Origin of the sequence: Mangrovactinospora gilvigrisea, from assembly GCF_001879105.1 — a bacterium.
Lineage (GTDB): Bacteria > Actinomycetota > Actinomycetes > Streptomycetales > Streptomycetaceae > Mangrovactinospora > Mangrovactinospora gilvigrisea.
Genome location: NZ_MLCF01000159.1, coordinates 1 through 25,690, shown reverse-complemented (window position 1 = coordinate 25,690; position 25,690 = coordinate 1). Strand labels below are relative to the sequence as shown.

Sequence of the window (25,690 nt, the reverse complement as noted above, 5' to 3'; positions counted from 1 at the left end):
GGGGCGCGCGGTGCGGGGGGCGGTGCGGGGGCGTCCGGTGGAGACGGAGAGCGTGACGGTGCGTCGGGTGGAGCGGGCGCGCTGGAGTGCGGCGGAGCTGGCGCAGGAGGTGGGCGAGGGCCACGCGGTCGTCTCCCTGACGGGAACCGCGGGCGAGACCGTCCCCCCACTCGTCGTCAACCTCCACGGCTGACCGCCCCCCTCCGCCCGCCGCCCCTCCGCCCCGCGGCCCGCGGAGCACCGCGGGGGTGTGCGGTGTGCGGTGCGTGTGCGGCGGGAGTGGGATCCCGGTCTTCGGCTTCGGCACCTCGCCCGGCCGCGTGCGGAGCACCGTGGGGGCGGCGTGCGGTCGGAGTGCGACCGCCCAGGCTGCACCTGCGCGGGCTTTGCCCGGCCGCGCCGCGGCGGCGTGCGGCGCGTGTGCGGCGGGAGTGGGATCCCGGACCTCCGTCTCGGCACCCGCCCGCCCGGGCTTCGCCCGGCCGAGTGCGGAGCACCGCGCCGGCGTGCGGCCGCCTCTCGCGCGTGCGGCCGTCGGAGTGCCGCCGCATGCGGCCTCCATCCCCCGTCTCCCGCCTCCGGCTTCTGGCCACCCGTCTCAGGCTTCCGGCTTTCGGCGCGGGCCCCGGCCTCGCGCCTTCGGCCACCCGCCTGTGCCCTGCGGCTCTGGCCCCGGCTTCCGGCCTGGCCCCCGGCCTCCCGCCTGTGTCCTCCGGCTCCGGCCCCGCCTGTGTCCTCCGGCTCCGGCTCCGGCCCCGCCTTCGGCTCCGGCCACGCCTCTGGCCCCGGCTCCGGCCACGCCTCCGGCTTTCGGCCCGGCCGCCGGCCCCGCGCCTGCCGGCGCATAGCGCCTACTCCATGCCGCCGGCGGTTCGCGCGGGGCGCCGGTGTTCTGCGGGGTGGGTGGGGTGGGTGGGGGAGGGGTGGGGGGAAGGGGGGACGCCGTGCGGTAGGGCAGATACGACCTTGACGTCGGATCCGGCAGAATCGTCCGCATGGACGCACTCGCTGAGCCCCACCTCCGTCCCGCCGCCGCGCCCGGCGGCCGTCCCCGCGAGGTCATCCTCCTGGGGTCGACCGGCTCCATCGGCACCCAGGCGATCGACGTGGTCACGCGGAACGCCGACCGCTTCCGCGTGGTGGGCCTCTCCGCCGGAGGCGGCAACGTCGCGCTCCTCGCCGAGCAGGCCCGCCGGCTCGGCGTCCGCACCGTCGCCGTCGCCGACGCCTCCCGCGCCGCCGAGCTGACGGCCGCGCTGGACGACGCGTCGATCGAGGTGCTCGCCGGCCCGGACGCGTCCACCGAGCTCGCCGCCCGCCCCGCCGACCTCGTCCTCAACGGCATCACCGGCTCGATCGGCCTCGCCCCGACGCTCGCCGCGCTGCGCGCCGGCACGCTCCTCGCCCTCGCCAACAAGGAGTCGCTGATCGTCGGCGGCCCGCTGGTGCGCGCCGCCGCCCGGCCCGGTCAGATCATCCCGGTCGACTCCGAGCACTCCGCGCTCTTCCAGGCGCTGCTCGGCGGAACCCGCGGCGAGATCTCCCGGCTGGTGGTCACCGCGAGCGGCGGCCCGTTCCGCGGCCGCTCCCGGGAATCGCTCACCGAGGTGACGCCCGAACAGGCGCTCGCCCATCCGACCTGGGACATGGGCCCGGTGGTGACCATCAACTCGGCCACCCTGGTCAACAAGGGCCTCGAGGTCATCGAGGCCCATCTGCTCTTCGACATCCCCTTCGACCGCATCGAGGTGACGGTGCATCCGCAGTCCGTCATCCACTCGATGGTCGAGTTCACCGACGGCTCCACCCTCGCCCAGGCGAGTCCGCCGGACATGCGGCTGCCCATCGCGCTCGGCCTCGGCTGGCCCGACCGGGTGCCCGGCGCGGCCGCCGCCTGCGACTGGACGAAGGCCGCCACCTGGGAGTTCCTCCCGCTGGACACCGACGCCTTCCCGTCCGTCGCCCTCGCCCGGCAGGTCGGCGCGACCGGCTCCACGGCCCCCGCGGTCTTCAACGCGGCCAACGAGGAGTGCGTCGCCGCCTTCCTCAAGGGCGAGCTGCCGTTCCTCGGAATCGTCGACACGGTCGCCGAGGTGGTCGCCGAGCACACCCCGGCGGGCGGCGGCGGCCTCACCGTCGAGGACGTCCTCGGCGCCGAGGAGTGGGCGCGCGCCCGGGCCCGCGAACTCGCCGCGAACCTGACACATCGCCAGCCGGCCGGCGCCGTCGCGACTACCGTGGGAGGCGGGACGGGGAACCGTCCACCCGCCGGGGACGTCGGTACACCTGCGGGCCGAGCCGCAGACGGCGGCCGGGAGAGGAGCGGCGCATGACCGCCTTGATGACGGTCCTCGGAATCGTGGTCTTCGTCGTCGGCCTGCTGTTCTCGATCGGCTGGCACGAGCTGGGCCACCTCACCACCGCCAAGATGTTCGGCATCCGGGTGCCGCAGTACATGGTGGGCTTCGGGCCGACGATCTTCTCCCGGAAGAAGGGCGACACCGAGTACGGGATCAAGGCCATCCCGCTCGGCGGCTACATCCGCATGATCGGGATGTTCCCGCCCGGCGCGGACGGCAAGGTCACCTCGCGCTCCACCTCGCCCTGGCGCTCGATGATCGAGGATGCCCGCAGCGCCGCCTTCGAGGAGCTGCAACCCGGCGACGAGACGCGGATGTTCTACACCCGCAAGCCGTGGAAGCGCGTCATCGTGATGTTCGCCGGGCCGTTCATGAACCTGGTGCTCGCGGTGGTGCTGTTCTCGGTGGTGATGATGGGGTTCGGCATCTCGTCGAGCACCACCACCGTCTCCACGGTCTCCAAGTGCGTGGTCTCGGCGAGCGCGTCGACCGACAAGTGCCCCGCCAATGCCCCGGCGACGCCGGCCGAGAAGGCCGGCCTCAAGCCCGGTGACAAGATCGTCTCCTTCCAGGGGCAGGCGATCGACGGCAACTGGGACCGGCTGCAGACCGCGATCCGCAAGACCATCGGCCCCGCCACCATGGTGGTGGAGCGCAACGGAAAGAACGTCACCCTCCACCCCGACCTGGTCGCCAACAAGGTCACCGCGGTGGACGGCAACGGCAACTACATCGACGGCAAGACCGTGCAGGCCGGGTTCCTCGGCTTCGGTCCGGCCACCGGCATCGTCCGGCAGTCCTTCGGCCAGACGATCGACCGGATGGGCTCGATGACGACCACCGCGGTCGGCTCGATCGTCGATCTGCCGAAGAAGATCCCCAACCTCTGGGGTGCCGCCTTCGAGGGCAAGCAGCGCTCCGCCGACTCCCCCATGGGAGTGGTCGGCGCGGCGCGTGTCGGAGGCGAGGTGTTCACCCTCAACATCCCCGACAGCCAGCGGATCGCCACCATGCTGATGCTGGTCGCCGGGTTCAATCTGTCGCTGTTCCTCTTCAACATGCTCCCCCTGCTGCCGCTTGACGGCGGACACATCGCCGGTGCGCTGTGGGAGGGGCTGAAGAGGAACGTTGCGCGCGTGTTCGGGCGCCGCGACCCGGGTCCGTTCGACGTCGCGAAGCTGATGCCCGTGGCGTACGTGGTGGCGGGAATCTTCCTGTGCTTCACGCTGCTCGTACTGATTGCGGACGTCGTCAATCCGGTGAAGATCAGCTGACGGCCCGGCGGACGCCTCGCCGGCCGCACCGGGCCCGTGGCGTACCGTGGACATCGTCGTCAGCAGCCTGAACCAAGAGTGTGGGGATCCAGACAAGTCATGACCGCCATCTCGCTCGGAATGCCGTCCGTGCCGGCCCAGCCGCTGGCCACCCGCCGCAAGTCCCGGCAGATCATGGTCGGAAACGTTCCGGTCGGCGGCGACGCCCCGGTGTCCGTCCAGTCCATGACGACCACCGTCACCGCCGACGTCAACGCGACGCTCCAGCAGATCGCCCAGCTGACGGCCTCGGGCTGCCAGATCGTGCGCGTCGCCTGCCCGTCCCAGGACGACGCGGACGCGCTCGCCGCGATCGCCAAGAAGTCCCAGATCCCGGTGATCGCGGACATCCACTTCCAGCCCAAGTACGTGTTCGCCGCGATCGACGCCGGCTGCGCCGCGGTCCGCGTCAACCCGGGCAACATCCGGCAGTTCGACGACAAGGTCAAGGAGATCGCCAACGCGGCGCAGGCCGCCGGCACCCCGATCCGGATCGGCGTCAACGCCGGCTCCCTCGACAAGCGCCTGCTGGAGAAGTACGGCCGGGCCACCCCCGAGGCGCTGGTCGAGTCGGCCCTGTGGGAGTGCTCGCTCTTCGAGGAGCACGGCTTCCGCGACATCAAGATCTCGGTGAAGCACAACGACCCGGTCGTGATGGTCAACGCCTACCGGCTGCTCGCCGAGAAGTGCGACTACCCGCTGCACCTCGGCGTCACCGAGGCCGGCCCCGCCTTCCAGGGCACCATCAAGTCGGCGGTGGCCTTCGGCGCGCTGCTGAGCGAGGGCATCGGCGACACCATCCGCGTCTCCCTCTCCGCCCCGCCGGTGGAGGAGGTCAAGGTCGGCACCCAGATCCTGGAGTCGCTGGGCCTGCGGCAGCGCGGCCTGGAGATCGTCTCCTGCCCGTCCTGCGGCCGGGCCCAGGTGGACGTCTACAAGCTGGCCGACGAGGTGACGGCCGGCCTGGAGGGCATGGAGGTGCCGCTCCGGGTCGCCGTCATGGGCTGCGTCGTCAACGGCCCCGGCGAGGCCCGCGAGGCGGACCTGGGCGTCGCCTCCGGCAACGGCAAGGGCCAGATCTTCGTCAAGGGCGAGGTCATCAAGACCGTCCCGGAGTCGAAGATCGTCGAGACGCTCATCGAAGAGGCCATGAAGATCGCCGAGCAGATGGCCGACGAGGGCGCCGAGTCCGGCGAGCCCACCGTCTCCGTCGGGGCGTAGCGCCCGTCAGGGGCGCGGGGCTCTGCCGGCATGCGGCTCCGCCGCGAGGCATGCGCGACCCGACCGGTCCGCGACCCGGCAGCACACCGCGCCCCGCAGGACATCGTCCGCACTGCGAAGCACCCCCGCGCGCCGTAAGGTTGGCCCGTCCCGCCCCAGCGCAGCGTAAGGTGCCCGCCCACGATGAGACGTGCCGTCCAGAGCCCGCCCGACGGGCGCCTCGTCGACCTCACCGGAGCCGACGCCACCGCGCTCCGCGAGGTCCTCGCGCTCGTCGACCGCGAGCCGGTCGCCAACACCGTCGTCGCCGCCCGCATCGCCGCCTCCCGGCTGGAGCGCTGGAAGCTCGGCGGCGAGCTCTGGGGCTACGAGCGCGACGGCCGCCTCGAAGGCCTCTGCTACGCCGGCGCCAACCTGGTGCCGATCTGCGCCGGCCCGGATGCCGTGCGGGCCTTCGCCGAGCGGGCCCGCCGCCGCGGCCGCCGCTGCACCTCCATCGTCGGCCCGCACGCCCCCACCGCCGAGCTGTGGAACCGGCTGGAGGACGCCTGGGGCCCGGCCCGCGAGGTCCGCGCCCCGCAGCCGCTGATGGTCGCCGCCGCCTCCGGCCCGCGCCCCGGCATCGCCCCCGACCCCGCCGTCCGCCTGGTCCGCGCGGACGAGTTGGACGCGCTGATGCCCGCCGCCGTCGCGATGTTCACCGAGGAGGTCGGCGTCTCCCCGACGGCCGGCCCCGACGGCGGCCGGCTCTTCCGCTCCCGGGTGGGCGAACTCGTCGCCCTGGGCCGGGCCTTCGCCCGCATCGAGGACGGCCGGGTGGTCTTCAAGGCCGAGGTCAACGCCGTCACCGAGCGGGTCTGCCAGGTGCAGGGCGTCTGGGTGGCGCCCGATCGGCGCGGCCGGGGGATCGCCGCCCCGGCGATGGCCGCCGTCGTCGAGCTGGCCCGCGCCCGCCTCGCCCCGACCGTCAGCCTCTACGTCAACGAGTACAACGCCCCCGCCCGCGCCGCCTACCGCAGCGCCGGGTTCCGCGAGGTCGGCGCCATGATGACCGTGCTGTTCTGACCGTCCGCGGCGCGCCCTTGGGCCGTGCGGAGCAACCGCCTTGGCCCCCGGGCAAATGCGTGATCGGATGGGCCGGACCGCATGACGGGATCCGGACAGGCCGGGTGACGCGGGCGAGTAGCGAGGAGCAAGCGGTGGGGAGCAGCCTGGCCGTGCCGGCGCGGCTGATGCGCGGCGTCGGCGACGAGGGCCGTGGCTGGCTGGAGCGGCTGCCCGCCCTCGTCGAGGAGAGCGCCGCCCGCTGGGATCTGACGGAGCTGGACCCGGTGCGCCCCGGCGGTGTGCGCAGCCTCGTCCTGCTCGGCACGCGCGACGGCGGGCCGGTCGCCCTCAAGCTCGCCGCCCCCGGCGAGCCGACCGCCGCCGAGGCCGCCGCCCTCGGCCGCTGGGACGGGCACGGCGCGGTGCGCCTGCTCGACCGCGCCGAGGACGCGCTGCTGCTGGAGCGGCTCCGTCCCGAGCAGTCGCTGCGCTCGCTGCCGGAGGAGCGGGCCATGCTGGAGGCCGCCGAGGTGCTCCGGCGGCTCTGGATCGACCCGGGGGAGGGCCCCGCCGGATCCGTCCCGGACGCGGCCGCCCTGACGGATCGTTGGACGGAGCCGCTGCGCGCGCTCCCCGCCGGGCTGCCGGACGGCGCCGAGGCGATCGCCGCGGCCGCGCTGGAGGCCCGGGCGGAGCTGCTCGCCGCCCCGCCCGAGACGCATCTGCTGCACGGCGACTTCCACCAGGGCGGGGTGCTCGCCGGCGACCGCCAGCCGTGGACGGCCGTCGGCCCGCGGCCGCTGCGCGGCGAGCGCGCGTTCGACCTGGCGGGGCTGGCGCTCGACCGGCTGGAGACGCTGCTCGCCGAGCCGGGCGCGCAGGCGGCGGTCCGCCGGCGGCTGCACCGGCTGGCGGACGCGCTCGACGTCGACCGCGCGCGGCTGCGCGGCTGGTCGCTCTTCCTCGCGGCGGCGCGGGGCGCCGCCGCATGGCAGGCGGGCCGCACCGAACGCGCCGAGCTGCTGCTGGAGTTCGCGACCCGGCTCGACACCTAGCGTGTTTCGTCACCGCCGGAACCGCGGCGGGACCCTCACATCCAGCCCTCCACCACCGACGGCAGCTCGGCCAGGGAGCGGATCACCGCGTCGGGCGCGGTCTCGCTCACCGGCATCCCGCTGCTGTACGGGACGAAGACCGCCCGCATCCCCGCCGCCTTCGCGCCGTGCACATCCGCGAGCAGCTGGTCGCCGACGAAGACGCACCGCTCCGGCCGCTCCGCGCCCACCGCGGACATCGCCGCGGCGAACGCCTCGGGATGCGGCTTCGTCCAGGCGATCTCGCTGCTGTAGACGTCCCCGTCGATCAGGTCGAGCACGCCGTCCCGCTCGAACCAGGAGCGGTGCCACGACCGCGGCCACACCGTGTTGGAGAGCACCCCCACCTTCAGCCCCCGCCCCCGCAGCGCCGCCAGCATCGCGTGCGCCTCGGGGTCGGTGTAGGTGTGCGGCAGCCACTGGTCGTGGACGGAGTCCAGCGCGGCGCGGTTGAGCGCCACCCCCGCCGACCCGAAGATCTCCTCCAGGTCGGCCGAGGTGCACTCGGTGTAGGCGCGGTTCCATATGGCGCTGTCGGCGCGGTGCAGCGCCAGCGCGGTGTGCTCGACGGCCTCGGCGCCGGCGTCGCCCGGCAGCGCCGCGCGGGCGACGCCCCGCCAGATCTCCAGCAGGTCGACGAGGTGAAAGGGCGTCAGCGTGCCGCCCCAGTCGAAGATCACCGCATCGATCCCGCCGCCCATAGCGCCTCCCGGTGCCCGATCACGATCCCGTTCCAGTTGTGGATCGGAACGTATCACCGGGATCCGTCAACCGACCTCGGATTGCCGGGTGTTGGCGTCCGCGGCGCCGACGAGCCCGGGCAGCGCGTCGAACGCCGCGTCGGCGGAGACGCCCGTCCTGCGGTCGCGCAGCTCGGCGACGCCCTCCGCGGCGCGCCGGCCCACCACCGCGATCCGGGGAACCCCGATCAGCTCGGCGTCGGCGAGCCGGGCGCCCGTCCCGAGGCCGGGGCGGTCGTCGAGCAGCACCCGGACGCCGGCCCGGTCGAGGCGGCCGGCCAGCTCCTCGGCGGCCCGCGCCCGCTCCCCGCCGCCGGCGGCGACGAGGTGCACGGCGGCGGGCGCCACCGCGTCGGGCCAGCAGAGCCCGGCGGAGTCGCAGGTCTGTTCGGCGAGCGCGGCCACCGCCCGGCTGATGCCGATGCCATAGCAGCCCATCTGCACCCGCACGGGACGGCCGTCGGCGCCCGCCACCTCCAGCCCGATGAGGTCGGAGTACTTGGTGCCGAGCCGGAAGATGTGGCCGACCTCGATCGCCCGGCCGATGCGCAGCGCGGCGGCGCCGCAGCGGGGGCAGGGGCGCTCGCCGACGGCCTCCTTCTCGGCGAGGCCGGCGTCCTCGCCGACCACCGTCTCCGTGTTGGCGGCCAGCCCGCAGGAGCCGCACTCGGCGTAGCGGTCCTCGCCGGCGGCCGCGGGGGCGAGGAACTCCTCCGACTCCGAGCCGCCCATCGGCCCGGAGAGGGCCGCGACGGGCCGTGCGGCGAGGCCGAGCCGGGCGAACACCCGGATGTAGGCCTCCCGGTGGGCGGCGTAGGAGGCGCGCAGGCCGGCCTCGTCGGCGTCGAAGGTGTAGGCGTCCTTCATCAGGAACTCGCGGGACCGCAGCACACCGGAGCGGGGGCGCGCCTCGTCCCGGTACTTCGTCTGCACCTGGAAGAGGCCGAGGGGCAGTTGGCGGCCCGACACCAGCTGGTCGCGGGCGAGGTCGGCGAAGAGCTCCTCGTGGGTGGGGCCCAGCACGAACCGGGCGCCGCGGCGGTCCGCGAGGCGGAAGAGCAGGTCGCCGTAGTCGTCGGCGCGCCCGCTCGCCTCGTAGGCGGCGACGGGGGCCAGGGCGGGCAGCAGCACCTCCTGGTCGCCGATTGCGGCCATCTCCTCGCGGACGATGCGGGTGACGTTGTCGAGCACGGACTTGCCGAGGGGCAGCCAGCTCCACACGCCCGAGGCGACGCGGCGGACATGGGCGGCCCGCACCAGCAGCCGGTGACTGTCCGTCACGGCGTCGGCGGGGGCGTCCCGCAGGGTGCGGGCGAGCAGCGTGGACATACGGATGATCATGGTGGTGTGCCTCCGGGGCTCAGGGTGTTCCGGGGGCGCACGGGAGTGCGCGACGGGCCCGTCCGGAGTCGTGCGCCCCCGCGGTGGTCCGCGAGAGGAAGGGGTGGGCTCCGGCCGGGCCGCTACGGTCGCGGTCGCGGGAGGCCGGAGGGGGCGGCGGCGCCGCCGGAGACGCCGGGCAGCGGCAGGGGGGCGCCCATCACCACGTAGGGCTTCTCGGTGCCGGGGAAGCGGACGGGGCCCGCGAGGTCGGTGTAGCCGAGGGAGTGGTACAGGCGGCGCGCGGGCGTCCGGCCCTCGATCGCGGAGAGGATGCTGCGCTTGCAGGGGACGCCGGCGACGAGGGTGGTGAGCAGGGCGCGGCCCAGGCCGCGCTTCTGGAAGGCGGGCAGCACATGGAGCTCGGTGATGGCGAACGAGTCGTCGAGCCATTCGCCGTGGTCGGCGCGCTCCAGGTAGGGCTGGATGACGGTGGACCACCAGTGGGACCGGTTGTTCGGCATGCCGTAGCCGAACCCGACGGCGGCGCCGGCGCGGGGGCCGGTGGCGAGGACCGCTCCGAACGCGCGCACGCCGGGGTAGCCCGCGTGCCGGGCCACGATCTGGCGGCGCACCGCGATGTCGTCGTCGGTGAGGCCGAAGGCGAGAGCCTGGATGTCGAGCAGCTCGCCCGCCCGGGACGCGAGGTCGATCCCACGGATCACCACGTCGTCCATGCGGTGACAGTACCGCACGGGGTCTCGCCGGTACGGCGTTGTCGTCAACGGCGGACGCCCGCCGCGGTGCCGTGTCTGCCGCCCCTCCGCCCCGGCACCCCACCTGTCCCGCGCTGCGGGGGCGCCCCGGGGGGCGCGGGGAACTGCGCGGGTGAGGACAGTGGTCCGGCCAGCCGGAGACGAACCCCGGCCACCCGCCTCCGCCCCGGCGCCCCACCTGTCCCGTGCTGCGGGGGCGCTCCGGAGGGGCGCGGGGAACTGCGCGGGTGAGGACAGCGGTCCCGCCGGCCGGATACGAACCCCGGCCACCCGCTCCCGCCCCGGCACCGCACCCGTCCCGTTCCGCGGGGGCGCCCCGGAGGGGCGCGGGGAACTGCGCGGGTGAGGACGGCGGTCCCGCCGGCCGGAGACGAACCCCGCGCACCCGCTCCCGCCCCGGCACCGCATCCGTCCCGTGCTGCGGGGGCGCTCCGGGGGGCGCGGGGAACTGCGCGGGTGAGGACGGCGGTCCCGCCGGCCGGAGACGAACCCCGCGCACCCGCTCCCGCCCCGTCCCCGGGTTAGAGCGTGATGCCCGGGAACGCCGTGCTGGTGCCGGTCCACTGCACGGCGCGCAGCGCCGCCTCGCGGAGGGCCGCCGCCGCGCTCGCCCGCAGCGCGCCGCCGGAGGCGACGATCAGGTCGCCGTAGACGTCCGCGACGCGCGTCTCCAGGCGGGCCGCCAGCCGCACCGCCGAGGCCTGGTCCGTCACCGCGAACGGCAGCCGGTAGGCGGCCGCCGCCGCGGCCGGCTTCGCCTTCAACCCCTGCACCGTCCGCACCAGTTGGTCCCGCCGCGCCCGGTGCGCGGCCAGCGCCGCGCGCGCCTGGGCCTTCTTCTCGCCCGTCAGCTGCCCGCCGACGACGCCGTACCCGTACACCGCCGCATGCTCCGCGGCCAGCGCCGCCTGCGCCGCCGGCACCACCTGGTCGCTCACTGCGCCGCCTTCCCGAGCAGTTCCGCATGGCCCGCCCAGCTGGCCGCCACCGAGGCGGTGAGCCGGGCCAGTTGGGGGCCGGCCGGGCCCACGTCGGCCAGCCGCGCGTCCGACGCCGACTGCGCCTGGGACGCCAGCGCCCGCAGCGCCGCCTTCGGGTCGGCCGGCACCGCCGGACGCGTCCCGCCACCCGCGGGCGGCGACGCCGAGGCCGACGCCGACGCCGACGCCGAAACAGAAGCAGTAGCCGCCGGCACCCGCCCGCCGAAGGCCTTCGCGTGCCGCGCCGCCTCCGCCCGCAGCGGCGCCACCGCCGCGCGCACCGGCGGATGCGCCCGCAGCGTCGCGTCGTACCGCGCCACCAGCGCCTCCGCCGCGGCCGCGCCGCGCCGCTTCACTCCGGCCTCCGCCGAGGGGCTGACGTCCGCGGCGGCCTGCGGCCGCCGCTTGCGCGGGGCCGACGAGCACCCGGCCGCGGAGACCAGGCCCGCCGCCCCGGCGAGGCCCGCCGCCGCGGACAGCACCGCGCGGCGGTGCACGACGTGATGCATGCGTAACTCTCCGGTCGGGGTAGCAGAGTTGGGGAAGGGCCCGTGCCCACCTGGACGCTATCGTTTCGGCCGCGCTCCGCCCCAATCGGCTCGCACCGGCGTCGCCCTTACGGGCGGCCCCGCCCAGGGAGCGGCAGCACGCCCCGCGACCCGATACCCTGGTTGCCGCACCACAGCGTCCTTCCGACAACAGCACACGCGGCCGAGGAGTCACCCGGATGAGCACCCCCCAGAACGACAGGCTGCGTGAATTGCTGAGCCCGCCCGTCGAAGCGGCGGGCGCGGAGCTGGAGGACGTCACCCTCACCCCCGCCGGCAAGCGCCGCGTGCTGCGCGTGGTCGTCGACGCCGACGGCGGCGTCGACCTCGACCGGGTCGCCGACATCTCGCACGCCGTCTCCGAGCTGCTCGACGGCTCGGACGTGCTGGGGGAGCGGCCCTACACGCTCGAGGTCACCACCCCGGGCACCGACCGCCCGCTCACCGCGCTCCGCCACTGGCAGCGCGCCGAGGGCCGGCTGGTCGACCTCAAGCTCACCGACGGCACCTCCCTCACCGCCCGCGTCGCCTCCTCGGACGAGGAGGGCGCGGACGTCAGCGTGGAGGCCCCCGCCGTCAAGGGACGCCGGCCCCGGCCCGTCCCCCGCCGCATCGCGTTCGCCGAGGTCGCCTCGGCGCGCGTGCAGGTGGAGTTCAGCAAGCCCAAGCCCGCCGAGGGCATGGACACCGACCAGGACCAGGAGGAGGCGTAGCCGTGGACATCGACATGAGCGCCCTGCGCGGGCTCGTGCGCGAGAAGGAGATCTCGTTCGACCTGCTGGTGGAGGCGATCGAGTCGGCACTCCTCATCGCCTACCACCGCACCGAGGGCAGCCGCCCGCACGCCCGGGTGGTCCTCGACCGCGACACCGGGCACGTCACCGTGTGGGCGCGCGAGGAGGAGGGGGAGGACGAGACCGGCGAGGCCGGCACCCCCCGCGAGTTCGACGACACCCCCAACGGCTTCGGCCGGATCGCCGCGACCACCGCCAAGCAGGTCATCCTGCAGCGCCTGCGGGACGCCGAGGAGGAGGTCACCTTCGGCGAGTACGCCGGCCGCGAGGGCGACATCGTCACCGGAGTCGTCCAGCAGGGCCGCGACCCCCGCAACGTGCTGGTGGACATCGGCAAGATCGAGGCCGTGCTGCCCCCGCAGGAGCAGGTGCCCGGAGAGACCTACGGCCACGGCACCCGCCTGCGCTGCTACGTCGTCCAGGTGCGCAAGGGCCTCCGCGGCCCCTCCGTCACCCTCTCGCGGACGCACCCCAACCTGGTCAAGCGCCTCTTCGAGCTCGAGGTCCCGGAGATCGCGGACGGCTCGGTGCGGATCGCCGCCATCGCCCGCGAGGCCGGCCACCGCACCAAGATCGCCGTGCACTCGACCCGCTCCGGCCTCAACGCCAAGGGCGCCTGCATCGGCCCGATGGGCGGCCGGGTGCGCGCGGTGATGGCCGAGCTCCAGGGCGAGAAGATCGACATCGTCGACTGGTCGGAGACCCCCGCGGAGATGGTGGCCAACGCCCTCTCCCCGGCCAAGGTCTCCAAGGTCGAGATCGTCGACCGGGACGCCCGCTCGGCCCGCGTCACCGTCCCCGACTACCAGCTCTCCCTCGCCATCGGCAAGGAGGGGCAGAACGCCCGGCTGGCCGCGAGGCTCACCGGCTGGCGCATCGACATCCGCCCGGACGTCGACCCGTCGGCGGCCGCGGAGGGCTAGTCGGCCCTGCCTGACGGCCCATCAGCAGGGCCGCTAGTAATGACCCCGCGTCGGAGAGGTAGACTGAGAACAGTGTCTGGTCGGACGCGGGGTCCCGCATGCCCGTCTCCAGCGGTTCCGGAGCGAACCTGCGTGGGGTGCCGCAAGCGCTCGGCCAAGACAGATCTGCTGCGTGCGGTGGTGAACGAGGGCGAGTGCGTCCCCGATCCCCGCGGTACGCTGCCCGGTCGTGGTGCGTACCTGCACCAGGACCGGGGTTGCCTCGACCTCGCCGTCCGGCGTCGGGCCTTCCCGCGGGCGTTCCGCCTGCCGGGGCCGCTCGACGTCACCGGTCTGCGCGAGTTCGTCGAGCGGCAGGCCGATCGATGCAATGAAGGAACGAAATGAGCAGCAGTACCTCGCGAGTCGGAAGTAGGTCGAGATTGCGATGAGCACTCGATGAGTACGCGATGAGTACGCCCATGAAGTAGCGACGGTCCGGTAGTGGACGCCACCCCGGACCAGAAGGAGCGACGTGGCAAAGGTCCGGGTCTATGAACTCGCCAAGCAGTACGGGGTAGAGAGCAAGGTCGTCATGGCCAAGCTCCAGGAACTCGGCGAGTTCGTTCGTTCGGCGTCCTCGACCATCGAGGCACCGGTCGTACGCAAACTCACCACCGCCCTCGACAAGGACGGTCTCGGCGGCAAGAAGCCCGCCAACGGCGGCGCCAAGGCGGCGCCCGCCAAGTCTTCCCCGGCGGCCTCCCCGGCTGCCGGTCCCAAGCCCGCTCCGGCGCGCCCCAAGGCGGCGCCGGAGTCTCCCGCGGCATCGGGCCCCAGGCCCGGCCCCGCGGTCAAGCCGGGCCCGCGCCCGGCGCCCAAGCCGGCCCCCGCGGCCCCGGCCGCGCCCGCGGCTCCCGCCGCCGGGTCGCCGACGTTCTCGTCCCCGCAGCCGGAGCAGACCGAGGCGCCCAAGGCGCCGGAGCGCCCGGCCGCGCAGGGCAACCGGCCCACCCCGGGCCCGCGCCCGGCTCCGCGTCCCGCCCAGGGCGGCGCGCAGGGCCGTGACGGCGGACGCCAGGGCGGCCAGGGCCGCGACGGCGGCCGTCCGGGCCAGGGCGGTCCCCGCCCGGGTCCGCGCAGCCAGGGCCCGCGTCCCGGCAACAACCCGTTCATGTCGTCCGGCAGCACCGGGATGCCGCGCCCGCAGGCGCCGCGTCCGGGCGGCGGCCGCGACGGCGGTCGTCCGGGCCCCGGCGGCCCCGGCGGCCCGCGTCCGCAGGGCCCGCGCCAGGGCGCTCCGGGCCAGGGCGGCCCCCGTCCCTCGCCGGGCGGGATGCCCCGTCCGCAGGGCGGCGGCGGTCCCGGTGGCCCGCGCCCGAACCCGGGCATGATGCCGCAGCGTCCCGCTGCGGGCGGTCCCGCGCGTCCCGGCCCCGGCGGCCGCGGTGGCGGCGGCGGTCGTCCCGGTGGCGGCGGCGGTCGCCCGGGTGGCGGCGGCGGTCGTCCCGGCGGCGGTGGCGGCGGCTTCGGCGGTCGTCCCGGCGGCGGTGGCGGTGGCGGCGGCGGCTTCGGCGGTCGTCCCGGCGGCGGCGGTGGCTTCGGTCCCCGTCCCGGCGGCTTCGGCGGTCGTCCCGGCGGCCCCGGCCGCGGTGGCACGCAGGGCGCCTTCGGCCGTCCCGGCGGCCCGGCCCGGCGCGGGCGCAAGTCCAAGCGCCAGCGTCGCCAGGAGTACGAGAACATGCAGGCCCCGGCTGCCGGCGGCGTGCGCGTTCCGCGCGGCAACGGGCAGGTCGTGCGCCTGTCCCGCGGCGCCTCGCTGATGGACTTCGCCGAGAAGATCAACGCCGAGCCGGCATCGCTGGTGCAGGTGATGTTCAACCTGGGCGAGATGGTCACGGCGACGCAGTCGGTCAGCGACGACACCCTGAAGACGCTCGGCACCGAGCTCGACTGGGACGTCCAGATCGTCAGCCCCGAGGAGGAGGACGCCGAGCTGCTCGAGTCCTTCGACATCGAGTTCGGCGAGGACGAGGGCGGTGACGAGGAGCTGGTGGCGCGCCCGCCGGTGGTCACCGTCATGGGTCACGTCGACCACGGCAAGACGCGCCTTCTGGACGCCATCCGGAAGACCAGCGTCGTGGAGGGCGAGGCCGGCGGCATCACCCAGCACATCGGTGCGTACCAGGTGACGGCCGACGTCAACGACGAAGAGCGCAAGATCACCTTCATCGACACCCCGGGTCACGAGGCGTTCACCGCCATGCGTGCCCGCGGCGCCAAGTCGACGGACATCGCGATCCTGGTGGTCGCGGCGAACGACGGCGTGATGCCGCAGACGATCGAGGCGCTGAACCACGCCAAGGCGGCCGACGTGCCGATCGTGGTCGCGGTCAACAAGATCGACGTCCCGGGTGCCGACCCGTCCAAGGTCCGCGGCCAGCTGACCGAGTACGGGCTGGTGGCCGAGGAGTACGGCGGCGACACCATGTTCGTCGACATCTCCGCCAAGCAGGGCACCAACATCGAGGGTCTGCTGGAGGCGGTCGTGCTGACCGCCGACGCCGCCCTCGACCTGCGGGCCAACCCCGACCAGGACGCCCAGGGCATCGCGATCGAGGCCAAGCTGGACAAGGGCCGCGGCGCCGTCGCCACGGTCCTGGTGCAGCGCGGCACGCTGCGGGTCGGCGAGTCGATCGTGGTCGGCGACGCGCACGGTCGCGTCCGGGCCATGCTCGACGAGAACGGCAAGGAGCTGACCGAGGCGGGCCCGTCCCGTCCCGTGCAGGTCCTCGGCCTCTCCTCGGTCCCGGGTGCCGGCGACAACTTCATCGTCGTCGGCGAGGACCGGATCGCCCGGCAGATCGCGGAGAAGCGCGAGGCGCGCGAGCGCAACGCGCTCAACGCCCGCCGCCGTCCGCGCGTCACGATGGAGAACCTGGACGAGGCCCTCAAGGCCGGCGAGATCCAGCGTCTGAACCTGATCATCAAGGGTGATGTCGCCGGTTCCGTCGAGGCCCTGGAGGACGCCCTGTTCAAGCTGGACGTGGGTGTCAACGAGGTCGAGCTGAACGTCATGCACCGCGGCGTCGGCGCGATCACGGAGTCCGACGTCAACCTGGCCATGGGCGGCGACGCGATCATCATCGGCTTCAACGTCCGCCCGCAGCCGCGGGCCGCGACGCTGGCCGGTCGCGAGGGCGTCGACGTCCGGTTCTACTCGGTGATCTACCAGGCCATCGAGGAGATCGAGGCGGCCCTGAAGGGCATGCTGAAGCCGGAGTACGAGGAGGTGCAGCTGGGCACCGCGGAGATCCGCGAGATCTACCGGTCGTCCAAGTTCGGCAACATCGCCGGCTGCATGGTCCGGACGGGTCTGGTCAAGCGCAACGCCAAGGCGCGCCTGGTGCGGGACGGCAACGTCGTTGCCGACAACCTCAGCATCGACACGCTGCGGCGCTTCAAGGACGACGCGACCGAGGTCCGCGAGGGCTTCGAGTGCGGTATCAAGCTCGCGAACTACAACGACATCAAGGTCGACGATGTCATTGAGACGTTCGAGATGCGCGAGAAGCCGCGCGTCTGAGCCTGCCGCCCACGCCCCGGCACCCCGCCCTTGCGGCGGGGTGCCGGGGCGTGGCACCTCCGGGCCTTCGGCGGGGTAATGCGGGCGACACCGCTGCGCCGCGCCGGGTAGCGTCCGGGCATGATTGTGGGAACGCTCGGGTTCGACCTGCTGCTCGGTGACGTCCACTCGCTCAAGGAGAAGCGCTCCGTGGTGCGGCCCATCGTGGCCGAGCTGCGGCGCAAGTTCTCGGTGAGCGCCGCCGAGGTGGGCGACCAGGACCTGCACCGCCGCGCCGAGATCGGCGTGGCCATGGTCTCCGGCGACGCCGGTCACCTGAAGGAAGTACTGGACCGCTGCGAGCGTCTGGTCGCCGCCCGGCCCGAGGTGGAGCTGCTCGCCGTGCGGCGGCGGTTCCACGGAGACGACGATTGACCCGCGTTCGCGCCTGAGGAGCGTGTCGCGGACGGTACGTTGGAGTCCGGCTTCCGGCCGGCTCCGAATCAGGAGGAGAAGTGACCGACACCGCGCGGGCGCGCAAGCTGGCGGACCGCATCAAGGTGGTCGTCGCGGAGACCCTGGAGCGGCGGATCAAGGATCCCCGCCTCGGCTTCGTGACCATCACCGACAGCCGGGTCACCGGCGATCTGCGGGAGGCGACGGTGTTCTACACCGTCTACGGCGACGAGGAGGAGCGGGCGGCCACCGCCCAGGCGCTGGAGTCCGCCAAGGGCATCCTGCGCACCGAGGTGGGCCGCCAGACCGGCGTCCGCTTCACCCCGACGCTGACGTTCGTCGCCGACGCCATCCCGGAGAACGCGCGCCACATCGAGGATCTGCTGGCCAAGGCCCAGGCGCACGACGCCGGGGTGCGCTCGGAGGCGGTCGGCAAGACGCACGCCGGCGGCAGCGACCCCTACCGCAAGCCCGACGAGGACGACGACACCGAGCAGGACGACTGACGGTGGTCCCCGAGGCGGCATGGGCGGAGGCGGTGCGGCTGCTGTCCGCGGCCGAGGAGGTGGACCTGGTCTGCCACGTCGGCCCGGACGGCGACGCGCTGGGCTCGGCCCTCGCCGCCGGCCTCGGCCTCGCCGCGCGCGGCACCCGGGTGCGGGTCTCCTTCGGCGACGACCCGCAGGTCGTCCCCGACTCGCTGGGCCTCCTGCCCGGCCTGGAGCTGCTGGTCCCGGCCGCCGCGGTGCCGGAGCGGCCCGGGGTGATGGCGGTCTTCGACTGCGCCTCGGCGTCCCGGCTGGGGCTGCTGCGCGGCAAGGCCGCCGCCGCCCGCCACCTGGTCGTCCTCGACCACCACGCGTCCAACTCGGCCGACTCCGGCTTCGGCACGGTGCGGCTCGTCGATCCGGCGGCAGCGGCCACCGCGGTGCTGGTCGAGCGGCTGCTGGGGCTGCTCGGCGTCCCGCTGGACGCGTCCATCGCGGCCTGCCTCTACACCGGGGTGGCCAGCGACACCGGATCGTTCAAGTACGCCGGCACCACGCCCGCGGTGCACGAGCTCGCCGGGCGGCTGCTGGCCACCGGCATCCGGCACGACCTGATCGCGCGCCGGCTGTGGGACACCGCGTCCTTCGGCTACCTCAAGGTGCTCGCCGCGGCGCTGGAGCGGGCCCGGCTCGACCAGGCGGCCGCGGGCGGCCTGGGCCTGGTGTGGACGGTGGTGCCGCAGCAGGAGCTGCGTCGGCACGGCGTCGCCTACGAGGAGGTCGAGGGCCTCATCGACCAGGTGCGGAAGGTCGAATCGGCCGAGGTGGCCCTGGTGCTGAAGGAGCGTCCGGACGGCGCCCTGTACGGTTCGGCGCGTGCCAAGGGCGCCGTCGACCTCGGCCCGGTCTGCGCGGCGATGGGCGGCGGCGGGCACGCCTTCGCGGCCGGCTTCACCTCGGTGGAGGGGCCGGAGGCCACGGTGGAGCGCTTCCGCGCCCTGCTGGACGCGGCCGGGCCGCGCGAGGAGCCGCCCGCCCCGGGCGGCGGGGGAGCGGCGGTGCCGCACCCCCGGATCAGCGACGAGAACACGAGCACGAGCGAGCGAGTAGCAACGGAATGAAGCGCAAGGGAACCGGTCCCGACGGTCTGGTCGTCGTCGACAAGCCCGCCGGGGTGACCTCCCATCACGTCGTCTCCCGGATGCGGCGGTTGGCCCGCACCCGCAAGGTCGGCCACGCCGGCACCCTCGACCCGATGGCCACCGGAGTGCTGATCATCGGCGTGGAGAAGGCCACCCGGCTGCTGGGGCATCTGATGCTCACCCGGAAGACCTACGAGGCGACGATCCGGCTGGGCCAGGACACCGTCACCGATGACGCCGAGGGCGAGGTCACCGCCTCCGCGGGCGCCTCCGGGCTGGGCCGGGAGGCCGTCGAGGCGGGCTGCGCCAAGCTCACCGGCGACATCGAGCAGGTGCCGTCCAAGGTGAGCGCCATCAAGATCGACGGCAAGCGCTCCTACGCCCGGGTGCGCTCGGGCGAGGACGTCGAGCTCGCCGCCCGCCCGGTGACGGTCGACTCCTTCGAGGTGCGGGACGTCCGCGAGGCGGTCGCCGAGGACGGCACCGCGGTGGTGGACGTGGACGCGGTGGTGGAGTGCTCGTCCGGCACCTATGTCCGGGCGCTCGCCCGCGACCTCGGCGCCGACCTGGGCACCGGCGGCCATCTGACGGCGCTTCGGCGCACCCGCGTCGGGCCCTACGGCCTGGACCGGGCGCGCACCCTGGAGGAGCTGGAGGAGGAGTTCGCGCCGCTCGGGCTGACGGAGGCCGCGGTGGAGGCGTTCCCGCACTGGGACGTGCCCCGCGACGAGGCCAAGCGGATCGCCAACGGGGTGCGGGTGGAGGCCCCCGGGATGGGCGGGACGGAGAAGGAGCCGGTGGCGGTGGTCTCCGACGGGCAGCTGATCGCGCTGATCGAGGAGCGCAAGGGCAAGGTCAGGACGCTGGCCGTGTTCGTCCACGGCAGCGAGCTTTAGCGCGCACCGACCGGTGCCGCCTTCGCCGCGCGCAGTGCGGCATGGCACTCTGGTGCAGCATTGGTTCGCACGGAATCACGAGGAGCATTCACGGTGCAGCGCTGGCGTGGCTTGGCGGACGTTCCTGAGGACTTCGGGCGCAGCGTCGTCACCATCGGTTCCTTCGACGGGGTGCACCGCGGGCACCAGCTGATCATCGGGCGGGCCGTGGAGCGCGCCCGCGAGCTCGGGATTCCGTCCGTGGTGGTCACCTTCGACCCGCACCCGGCCGAGGTGGTGCGCCCCGGCAGCCACCCGCCGGTGCTCGCCGCCCACCACCGGCGCGCCGAGATCCTCGCCGAGCTGGGCGTGGACGCGGTGCTGATCCTGCCGTTCACCCGGGAGTTCTCCCAGCTGCACGCCTCCGACTTCGTCCGCCAGGTGCTGGTGGACGGCCTCCATGCGCAGGTCGTCGTGGAGGGCCCGAACTTCCGGTACGGCCACAAGGCCGCCGGCGACATGGAGCTGCTGGCCGGCCTGGGCCTGCGCTACGGCTTCGAGGTGGAGTGCGTGGAGCTGTACGCCAGCGGCGCGGCCGGCGGCGGCCGGGCCTTCTCCTCCTCGCTGGCGCGCGAGCTGGTCGCCGAGGGCGACATGCGCGGCGCCGCCGAGGTGCTGGGCCGCCCGCACCGGGTGGAGGGCGTGGTGGTGCACGGCGAGCGGCGCGGCCGCGAGCTGGGCTTCCCGACGGCCAATGTGGACACCCTGCCGCACACCGCGATCCCCGCCGACGGCGTCTACGCCGGCTGGCTGGAGACCGGTGGGGAGCGGATGCCGGCGGCGATCTCGGTGGGCACCAACCCGCACTTCGACGGGGTGCGGCGGACGGTCGAGGCGTATGCCATCGACCGCGTCGACCTCGACCTCTACGGGCTGCACGCGGCGGTGGACTTCCTGGTCCGGCTGCGCGGCCAGGAGAAGTTCGACTCGCTGGAGGCGCTCAAGGAGCGCATGGCCGACGATGTGAAGCGGGCGCGGGTGGCGCTGGACGCCGCCGAGTAGCCCCGGCTACCCCGACGTCGCGCCGGTGGCGACGTCCCAGGCGTGCGCCATCGGGTTGGTGCGCGGCAGCGGCGCGGGGACGGAGAAGTCCTCCGCGACCGCCGCGGCCAGGTCGAGGAACGCGGCCCGGGTGCGGCGGGCCAGCCGCCGCGGGTCGAACTCCCCGCCGGCGGCGAGGTGTTCGTCGTGCGGGACGAGCCGGACGGCGCGGCAGCGCGCCTCGAAGTACGCGATGATCGGGTCGAGCCGCACCGGGCGGGTGGTGCTGCGCACCCCCGTGACCACCGCCACCGACCGCTCGACCAGCGCGGCGTGGCCCCGGGCGGCGACGTGCTCCAGGGTGTCGGCGGCGCTGTCGGCGCCGTCCACGCTGGGGGTGGCCACCACGATCAGCTGGTCGGCGAGGCCGAGGACGCCCTGCATGGCACTGTGCGTCAGACCGGTGCCGGAGTCGGTGAGGACCAGCGGGTACTGGCGGCGCAGCGCCTCCAGCACGCGGCGGTAGCCGGTCTCGTCCAGGGCCGTGGAGACGGCCGGGTTCGGGTCGTTGGCGAGCACCTCCAGGCCGCCCCGGGCGAGCGAGGTGAAGCGGCGCACGTCCATGTAGGAGGAGACCCGCGGCAGTTCGCTGAGCAGGTGCCGGATGGTGGCCGTGTTGTCGCGGCGGACCCGGCGGCCCAGGGTGCCGGCGTCGGGGTTGGCGTCCACGGCGAGGACGCGGTCGCGGCGGACCGAGGCGAGGACGGCGCCGAGCGCCAGGGTGGTGGTGGTCTTGCCGACGCCGCCCTTGAGGCTGATGACGGCGATGCGGCGGCAGTCGCCGAGGTGGGTGCGGATGAGCTCCTTCTTGCGCTCCTCCTCGGCGGGATCGGTGCCGGGGAGCAGGCGGAGGAGGCGCTCTCCGAGGCGGGCGGGGCCGGTGCCGGCGGCGGCGATGCCCGCGACGCCGATGCCTGCGCCGCCGGGGACGCGGGGTTCGGACATGGTCGAGCGCCTCCTTGGCCGGTGCGGTGGATCGGCACGCTAGCGGCAGGGCGCGGGGGCGCGGTAGGCGGAGCGGGGGGTTCCACCCCAACGTGTGGTCGCGGCCGTCCTGGGCTGACCTGCGGGCGGCGGGGAGGCGTGACCGATGGGCCGACGGGGCGTTAGGGATGGGCGTGAGCGCCCCCGTGCATGGAACATCGTCCCCCCGCGAGGCCCTCGCCGGACGGGCGCTCGCGCGCCGCAGGCTGCTCGCCGTCTACCTCGGCCGCCCGGCCGACGACGACCGGTCCGTCCCCCGTCCCGCCCGCGCCCTGCTGCCCGGCCTGCTCGCCGGCGCCGCCGCCCTCGCCGGGTCGGCCGGCTGGGCCCTGGTGCGTCCCGCAGGCGGGCCGCCGGGCTGGTCGGACGGCACCCGCGTCATCGCCGACACCCGCACCGGCGCACGCTTCGTGGTGCTCCGGGACCGGGACGGCGTCCGCCGGCTGCACCCCGTCCCCAACCTCGCCTCCGCGCGCCTGCTGCTGGACCCCGACCGGACGGCGCGCGCCGACGGCTCCGCGCCCCAGTTGGTCCCCGTCCGCCCCGCCGCGCTCGACACGCTGCCGCGCGGCGCGCCGCTCGGCATCCCCTACGCGCCCGACCTGCTGCCCGATCCGGCCGCCGCCGCGCACCCGTCGGCGGTGTGGGCCGCCTGCCGGCGCGCCGACCGGGCCACCGCGCTGCTCCTCCTCGCCCATCGGCACGCCTCCGGCGGAGTGCTCGACGTCCGGGGCCCGGACGGCGCGCGGTGGCTGGTGGACGCCCGCGGCGTGCGCCACCGGATGCCCCGGCCCGCGGTGCGCGCCGCCCTGTTCGGGCCGGGCGCGCGGGCGCTCCCGGTGGACGCCGCGTTCCTGGCGCTGCTCCCCGAGGGAACGCCGATCACCGCGTCCCGGCTGCCGGCCGGCGCCGTGCTCGCCGTCCGCACCCGCGGCGGGACGCGCTACGCGCTCGCGCTCGCCCGCCGCACCGTCCCCGTCACGCCGTTCACCGCCCGGCTGCTGACGGCCCTGCACCCCGGCGCCGGCCACCGGCGGGTCGCCGCCGCCGACCTCGATCTGGACCCGGACGACGGCGGCGCCCCCGGGGTCGGCGCCGCCGACTGGCCGGAGCTGCCGCCACCGGGCGACGGCGCCGTCGCCCCGGTCGGCTGCGTGCTGCGCGCCCCCTCGGGCCGGCTCGCGGTGTGGAGCGGCGCGGACTGGCCCGAGCCGGTGGACCCGGCCACCGGGGTCTCCGTCGCGCCCGGCGCCGGGCTGCTCTACCGGGTCGCGGGCGGCGGCGACCGGGTGTGGCTGCTCGCCGACACCGGCCTCGCCCATCGGCTGCGCGGCGATGCCGCGCGCCGCCTCGGCTACGCCGACGTCACCCCCGTCCGGCTGCCCGAGTCCTGGTCGCGGCTGGTGCCGCAGGGGCCGGTGCTGGACCCGGGGTGCGCCCGGCGATCCGGAATCGGTTGCTCATTGTCATAAATGTGTAACCGAGTGCGTCCGCGGGTTCCGCGGTGTGGCGTGGGTCACTAGCGTCTGCTGTGCCAGCAGAACGGACTCGGGGAGGCAGGGCCGATGACCACCATGGCCGGGAAGTTCCGCACCAACGCGCTCGAGATGCACCGGGTGGCCGAGCGCACCACCGCCGTCAACGCCGAGATCCACGCCGAGCTGCGGCGCCTCCAGTCCGTCGTCGGCACGGTGGCGCACGGCTGGCGGGGCGACGGCGCGACGGCGTACGCGCAGCTGCAGCACCGCTGGAACGAGGACGCCGAGATGCTCGGCCGGGCGCTGGACGCGATCGCGGAGCGGCTGCACGCGGCGGCGCGCAACTACACCGCCGCGGACGAGGAGCAGCGCGTGCGGCTCAGCGGTATCCGCGCGGCGCTGGGTTGAGTCGGGTCGGGTCGGGTTCGGTACAAGTTCGGGTTCGGGGTTCAGGGGAAGGGGTTCGGAGATGAGTGGCACGGACGGGATTCTCGTCAACTTTCACACCGTGAGCGGGGCCGCGGTCGACTGCCGCACCACCGCGATGCGGATCGCGGAGAAGCTGGGCACCCTGCGCGGGGCGGTGGCGCACGCCACCGCGCACTGGGAGGGCGAGGCCGAGCAGGGCTACCACCACCGCCAGGACGAGTGGGACCGGGCGGCGGCCGATCTCAACCAGGTGCTGATGCGGATCGCCGGCGCGCTGGACGCGGCCGGGCAGCAGTACGCCTGCACCGAGTCGCGGAACACCGCCATGTGGATGTGACGGCCGCTCACCGATCGGGATCCGGCCGCTCCAGCCACGCGGTCTGGACGAGACGGGCCGCGGCCGGCCCGCCCCGGGCCGCCGTGAGCCGGCCCCGCCCCGGCGGCAGCGGGGCGGGGCGCACCCCGCCGAGCAGGGCGCCCTCCTCGGGGTCGCCGGAGAGCAGCAGCCCGGCGGCCCCGGCCTCGCGCAGCCGCTGCAGCAGCGGCTCGTAGAGCGCGCGGCCGGCGCCGCCGCAGGAGCGGGCGACGACCAGGCGGAGGCCGATGTCGCGGGCGTGCGGCAGGAGGTCGAGCAGCGGGTCGAGCGGCCCGCCGGCCGGGCCGGACGCCAACTCGTAGTCGTCCACGAGGAGATGGACGGCCGGGCCGGGCGGGCGCCGCGCGCCGAGGCGGGACGCGAGGCAGTCGCGCAGGTCCTCGGCGACGCGGCGCAGCTCGTCGGGGCCGGTGGCGTGCTCGACGGTGTGCGCGGGCGGCAGCGCGCCGAGCAGGGTGCGGCGGAGGTCGCCGACGGCGAGGATCGCCTGGTCGGGCGTGGCGCGGGCGGCGATGCCGCGGGCGAGCAGCCGCAGCACGCCGGTGCGTCCGGAGCCGGGGTCGCCGAGGACGACCAGATGCGGGTCGGCGTCGAAGTCGACGCCGACGGGGGCGAGTTCGTCCTCCTCCAGCCCGAGCGGCACGCCGGGGGCGTGCGCCAGTCGGGGGTCGTCCGCGGGGAGCAGGCGGGGGAGCAGCAGCACGGGCGCCGCGGGGGCGGCGCCGGGGTGGCGGGCGCGGACGGCGGCGTCGAGGGTGCCGCCGGTGGGGTCGGGGATCGCGAGGAGGCAGTGCAGCGGGCCGGGGAGCAGGCCGCGGCCGGGGGTGTTGGCGGGCACGTCGCGGGCGGCGCGGTGGTCGATGTCGGAGTCGAGCGGGTCGCCGAGGCGGAGCTCGATGCGGGTGAGGAGCAGGTCCTTGAGGGAGGGATGGACGTCGGCGGGGCGGGAGGCGGAGAGCAGCACATGGACGCGGTGGGCGAGGCCGTCCGCGGCGAGCGCGGCGACGCGCTCGGCGGCGGCCTCGTCGGCGCGGCGCAGCGCGGTCCAGTCGTCGACGAGGAGGAAGCGGTGCGGGGGGTCGGTGTCGGCGGTGGTGAGGGCGCGCTCCAGCGCGGCGAGGGTGCGGTCGATCCGCTCCCGGTCGCGGTGCGCGGCGGTGACGGCGACGTGCGGCAGGCCGCTCAGTGAGGCGAGCGGGCCGCCGGGCGCGGCGACGAGGTGGAGGACGACGCGGTCGGGGGAGTGCCCCAGCGCGAGCGCGGCGGCGACGGAGGCGAGCGCGGTGGACTTGCCGCTGCGCGGGCCGCCGAGGATCAGGCCGTGGCCGGCGGCGCCGGAGAAGTCGCACACCAGCGGCGTGCGGCGCTGCTCCCGAGGCCGGTCGACGAGCCCCACAGCGACGGCGAGCGGCCCGTCGGCGGCGGGAACCTGATCGAGCGTCACCGGCCCGGCGAGCGGCGCCATCCACACCCGATGCGCCGCCGGCCCCACCCCGACCAGGCGCCCCACCACGGCATCCAGCACACTCCCACTCCGCGCGGCGGCCCACGCGCCCCGCGGGACGGGGACGGGAGCGGCGGCTGCGGCAGTCGGTACGGGACGCGCTCCCGGCTGGACGCCAGCGGCCGGCAGGCCGAACGGAGCGGGTGTGCTGGGCACGCTGCTGCGGGAGCCGTCGTCGGCCGGGGGTGGGCCGAAGA

24 protein-coding genes and 1 pseudogene are annotated in these 25,690 nt (G+C 75.2%); 18 read left to right on the top strand and 7 right to left on the bottom strand.

Going from position 1 to position 25,690, the window contains the following annotated elements; translation table 11 throughout:
* From BIV57_RS26535 to BIV57_RS22280, 6 genes and pseudogenes are all read left to right on the top strand, one after another.
* A pseudogene (locus tag BIV57_RS26535) lies at nucleotides 1–193 on the top strand (ATP-binding protein); the annotation flags it as partial.
* Nucleotides 194–995: 802 nt separating this feature from the next.
* Nucleotides 996–2,333: a 1-deoxy-D-xylulose-5-phosphate reductoisomerase gene (gene dxr, locus BIV57_RS22300; protein WP_079170594.1), complete on the top strand. Its 1,338-nt coding sequence runs from the start codon at nucleotides 996–998 to the stop codon at nucleotides 2,331–2,333.
* The gene (locus tag BIV57_RS22295) at nucleotides 2,330–3,634 is read left to right on the top strand and encodes a M50 family metallopeptidase (protein ID WP_071658669.1); all 1,305 of its coding nucleotides are present in this window, start codon (nucleotides 2,330–2,332) and stop codon (nucleotides 3,632–3,634) included. Before dxr ends, BIV57_RS22295 begins: the two co-directional genes overlap by 4 nt.
* 99 nt (nucleotides 3,635–3,733) lie before the next feature.
* Complete coding sequence (ispG, locus tag BIV57_RS22290; RefSeq protein ID WP_071658668.1) at nucleotides 3,734–4,894, top strand: flavodoxin-dependent (E)-4-hydroxy-3-methylbut-2-enyl-diphosphate synthase; 1,161 nt, start codon at nucleotides 3,734–3,736, stop codon at nucleotides 4,892–4,894.
* A 183-nt stretch (nucleotides 4,895–5,077) separates the two neighbouring features.
* Nucleotides 5,078–5,959 carry a GNAT family N-acetyltransferase gene (locus BIV57_RS22285; protein WP_071658667.1) on the top strand — a complete coding sequence of 294 codons (882 nt, stop codon included), beginning with the start codon at nucleotides 5,078–5,080 and terminating at the stop codon, nucleotides 5,957–5,959.
* 167 nt (nucleotides 5,960–6,126) lie between these two features.
* On the top strand, nucleotides 6,127–6,996 hold the full coding sequence (locus BIV57_RS22280) for an aminoglycoside phosphotransferase family protein (RefSeq protein ID WP_071658672.1): 870 nt from the start codon (nucleotides 6,127–6,129) through the stop codon (nucleotides 6,994–6,996).
* A 35-nt stretch (nucleotides 6,997–7,031) separates the two neighbouring features.
* On the opposite strand, the gene BIV57_RS22275 is transcribed toward BIV57_RS22280, so the two are convergent.
* The 5 genes from BIV57_RS22275 to BIV57_RS22255 all read right to left on the bottom strand — a co-directional run bounded on the left by BIV57_RS22275 (nucleotide 7,032) and on the right by BIV57_RS22255 (nucleotide 11,360).
* On the bottom strand, nucleotides 7,032–7,736 hold the full coding sequence (locus BIV57_RS22275; protein ID WP_071658666.1) for an HAD family hydrolase: 705 nt from the start codon (nucleotides 7,734–7,736) through the stop codon (nucleotides 7,032–7,034).
* 66 nt (nucleotides 7,737–7,802) lie between these two features.
* Entirely contained in the window at nucleotides 7,803–9,116 is a 1,314-nt protein-coding gene (locus BIV57_RS22270) for an aminoacyl--tRNA ligase-related protein (protein WP_079170593.1), read from the bottom strand.
* Nucleotides 9,117–9,238: 122 nt separating this feature from the next.
* Nucleotides 9,239–9,832, bottom strand: a complete 594-nt coding sequence (locus BIV57_RS22265) for a GNAT family N-acetyltransferase (protein WP_071658665.1) — start codon at nucleotides 9,830–9,832, stop codon at nucleotides 9,239–9,241.
* A 560-nt stretch (nucleotides 9,833–10,392) separates the two neighbouring features.
* On the bottom strand, nucleotides 10,393–10,809 hold the full coding sequence (locus tag BIV57_RS22260) for a DUF4439 domain-containing protein (protein ID WP_071658664.1): 417 nt from the start codon (nucleotides 10,807–10,809) through the stop codon (nucleotides 10,393–10,395).
* The gene (locus BIV57_RS22255; protein WP_071658663.1) at nucleotides 10,806–11,360 is read right to left on the bottom strand and encodes a hypothetical protein; all 555 of its coding nucleotides are present in this window, start codon (nucleotides 11,358–11,360) and stop codon (nucleotides 10,806–10,808) included. Before BIV57_RS22255 ends, BIV57_RS22260 begins: the two co-directional genes overlap by 4 nt.
* 218 nt (nucleotides 11,361–11,578) lie before the next feature.
* Here BIV57_RS22255 and rimP point away from each other — a divergent pair, with 218 nt between their 5' ends.
* The 9 genes from rimP (at nucleotide 11,579) to BIV57_RS22210 (ending at nucleotide 20,683) form a co-directional block, all read left to right on the top strand.
* Complete coding sequence (gene rimP, locus BIV57_RS22250; RefSeq protein ID WP_071658662.1) at nucleotides 11,579–12,112, top strand: ribosome maturation factor RimP; 534 nt, start codon at nucleotides 11,579–11,581, stop codon at nucleotides 12,110–12,112.
* 2 nt (nucleotides 12,113–12,114) lie between these two features.
* A complete protein-coding gene (gene nusA, locus BIV57_RS22245) occupies nucleotides 12,115–13,116 on the top strand; it encodes a transcription termination factor NusA (protein WP_071658661.1) in 1,002 nt (333 codons plus the stop codon).
* Between the two features lie 72 nt (nucleotides 13,117–13,188).
* Entirely contained in the window at nucleotides 13,189–13,503 is a 315-nt protein-coding gene (locus BIV57_RS22240; RefSeq protein WP_071658660.1) for a YlxR family protein, read from the top strand.
* Nucleotides 13,504–13,630: 127 nt separating this feature from the next.
* Entirely contained in the window at nucleotides 13,631–16,681 is a 3,051-nt protein-coding gene (gene infB / locus BIV57_RS22235; RefSeq protein WP_071658659.1) for a translation initiation factor IF-2, read from the top strand.
* 120 nt (nucleotides 16,682–16,801) lie between these two features.
* On the top strand, nucleotides 16,802–17,095 hold the full coding sequence (locus tag BIV57_RS22230; protein WP_071658658.1) for a DUF503 domain-containing protein: 294 nt from the start codon (nucleotides 16,802–16,804) through the stop codon (nucleotides 17,093–17,095).
* An 80-nt stretch (nucleotides 17,096–17,175) separates the two neighbouring features.
* The gene (rbfA, locus tag BIV57_RS22225) at nucleotides 17,176–17,622 is read left to right on the top strand and encodes a 30S ribosome-binding factor RbfA (RefSeq protein ID WP_071658657.1); all 447 of its coding nucleotides are present in this window, start codon (nucleotides 17,176–17,178) and stop codon (nucleotides 17,620–17,622) included.
* A gap of 2 nt (nucleotides 17,623–17,624) precedes the next feature.
* Nucleotides 17,625–18,725, top strand: a complete 1,101-nt coding sequence (locus BIV57_RS22220) for a DHH family phosphoesterase (RefSeq protein ID WP_071658656.1) — start codon at nucleotides 17,625–17,627, stop codon at nucleotides 18,723–18,725.
* Nucleotides 18,722–19,642 (top strand): tRNA pseudouridine(55) synthase TruB, encoded by a 921-nt coding sequence (truB, locus tag BIV57_RS22215; protein WP_071658655.1) that lies wholly within the window; start codon nucleotides 18,722–18,724, stop codon nucleotides 19,640–19,642. Before BIV57_RS22220 ends, truB begins: the two co-directional genes overlap by 4 nt.
* 93 nt (nucleotides 19,643–19,735) lie before the next feature.
* Complete coding sequence (locus tag BIV57_RS22210; RefSeq protein WP_071658654.1) at nucleotides 19,736–20,683, top strand: bifunctional riboflavin kinase/FAD synthetase; 948 nt, start codon at nucleotides 19,736–19,738, stop codon at nucleotides 20,681–20,683.
* A 6-nt stretch (nucleotides 20,684–20,689) separates the two neighbouring features.
* Here the strand turns inward: BIV57_RS22210 and BIV57_RS22205 are convergent, their stop codons facing one another.
* Nucleotides 20,690–21,667 (bottom strand): MinD/ParA family ATP-binding protein, encoded by a 978-nt coding sequence (locus tag BIV57_RS22205; RefSeq protein ID WP_071658653.1) that lies wholly within the window; start codon nucleotides 21,665–21,667, stop codon nucleotides 20,690–20,692.
* A gap of 173 nt (nucleotides 21,668–21,840) precedes the next feature.
* Here BIV57_RS22205 and BIV57_RS22200 point away from each other — a divergent pair, with 173 nt between their 5' ends.
* The 3 genes from BIV57_RS22200 (at nucleotide 21,841) to BIV57_RS22190 (ending at nucleotide 23,950) form a co-directional block, all read left to right on the top strand.
* On the top strand, nucleotides 21,841–23,178 hold the full coding sequence (locus tag BIV57_RS22200; RefSeq protein ID WP_175548829.1) for a type VII secretion protein EccB: 1,338 nt from the start codon (nucleotides 21,841–21,843) through the stop codon (nucleotides 23,176–23,178).
* Between the two features lie 93 nt (nucleotides 23,179–23,271).
* Nucleotides 23,272–23,592: a WXG100 family type VII secretion target gene (locus tag BIV57_RS22195; RefSeq protein ID WP_079170592.1), complete on the top strand. Its 321-nt coding sequence runs from the start codon at nucleotides 23,272–23,274 to the stop codon at nucleotides 23,590–23,592.
* Nucleotides 23,593–23,653: 61 nt separating this feature from the next.
* The gene (locus BIV57_RS22190; protein ID WP_071658651.1) at nucleotides 23,654–23,950 is read left to right on the top strand and encodes a WXG100 family type VII secretion target; all 297 of its coding nucleotides are present in this window, start codon (nucleotides 23,654–23,656) and stop codon (nucleotides 23,948–23,950) included.
* A 7-nt stretch (nucleotides 23,951–23,957) separates the two neighbouring features.
* On the opposite strand, the gene BIV57_RS22185 is transcribed toward BIV57_RS22190, so the two are convergent.
* Nucleotides 23,958–25,514, bottom strand: a complete 1,557-nt coding sequence (locus BIV57_RS22185) for an FtsK/SpoIIIE domain-containing protein (protein ID WP_071658650.1) — start codon at nucleotides 25,512–25,514, stop codon at nucleotides 23,958–23,960.
* Nucleotides 25,515–25,690 lie beyond the last annotated feature (176 nt).

Excerpts from the sequence above, each read along its gene's own strand:
- rimP (WP_071658662.1), top strand. The coding sequence starts at position 11,579 with ATGAGCACCCCCCAGAACGACAGGCTGCGTGAATTGCTGAGCCCGCCC.
- BIV57_RS22280 (WP_071658672.1), top strand. The coding sequence starts at position 6,127 with ATGCGCGGCGTCGGCGACGAGGGCCGTGGCTGGCTGGAGCGGCTGCCC.
- ispG (WP_071658668.1), top strand. The coding sequence starts at position 3,734 with ATGACCGCCATCTCGCTCGGAATGCCGTCCGTGCCGGCCCAGCCGCTG.
- BIV57_RS22265 (WP_071658665.1), bottom strand. The coding sequence starts at position 9,832 with ATGGACGACGTGGTGATCCGTGGGATCGACCTCGCGTCCCGGGCGGGC.
- BIV57_RS22190 (WP_071658651.1), top strand. The coding sequence starts at position 23,654 with ATGAGTGGCACGGACGGGATTCTCGTCAACTTTCACACCGTGAGCGGG.
- BIV57_RS22295 (WP_071658669.1), top strand. The coding sequence starts at position 2,330 with ATGACCGCCTTGATGACGGTCCTCGGAATCGTGGTCTTCGTCGTCGGC.
- BIV57_RS22270 (WP_079170593.1), bottom strand. The coding sequence starts at position 9,116 with ATGATCATCCGTATGTCCACGCTGCTCGCCCGCACCCTGCGGGACGCC.
- BIV57_RS22285 (WP_071658667.1), top strand. The coding sequence starts at position 5,078 with ATGAGACGTGCCGTCCAGAGCCCGCCCGACGGGCGCCTCGTCGACCTC.
- BIV57_RS22255 (WP_071658663.1), bottom strand. The coding sequence starts at position 11,360 with ATGCATCACGTCGTGCACCGCCGCGCGGTGCTGTCCGCGGCGGCGGGC.
- truB (WP_071658655.1), top strand. The coding sequence starts at position 18,722 with ATGAAGCGCAAGGGAACCGGTCCCGACGGTCTGGTCGTCGTCGACAAG.
- BIV57_RS22205 (WP_071658653.1), bottom strand. The coding sequence starts at position 21,667 with ATGTCCGAACCCCGCGTCCCCGGCGGCGCAGGCATCGGCGTCGCGGGC.
- BIV57_RS22230 (WP_071658658.1), top strand. The coding sequence starts at position 16,802 with ATGATTGTGGGAACGCTCGGGTTCGACCTGCTGCTCGGTGACGTCCAC.
- BIV57_RS22195 (WP_079170592.1), top strand. The coding sequence starts at position 23,272 with ATGACCACCATGGCCGGGAAGTTCCGCACCAACGCGCTCGAGATGCAC.
- dxr (WP_079170594.1), top strand. The coding sequence starts at position 996 with ATGGACGCACTCGCTGAGCCCCACCTCCGTCCCGCCGCCGCGCCCGGC.
- BIV57_RS22275 (WP_071658666.1), bottom strand. The coding sequence starts at position 7,736 with ATGGGCGGCGGGATCGATGCGGTGATCTTCGACTGGGGCGGCACGCTG.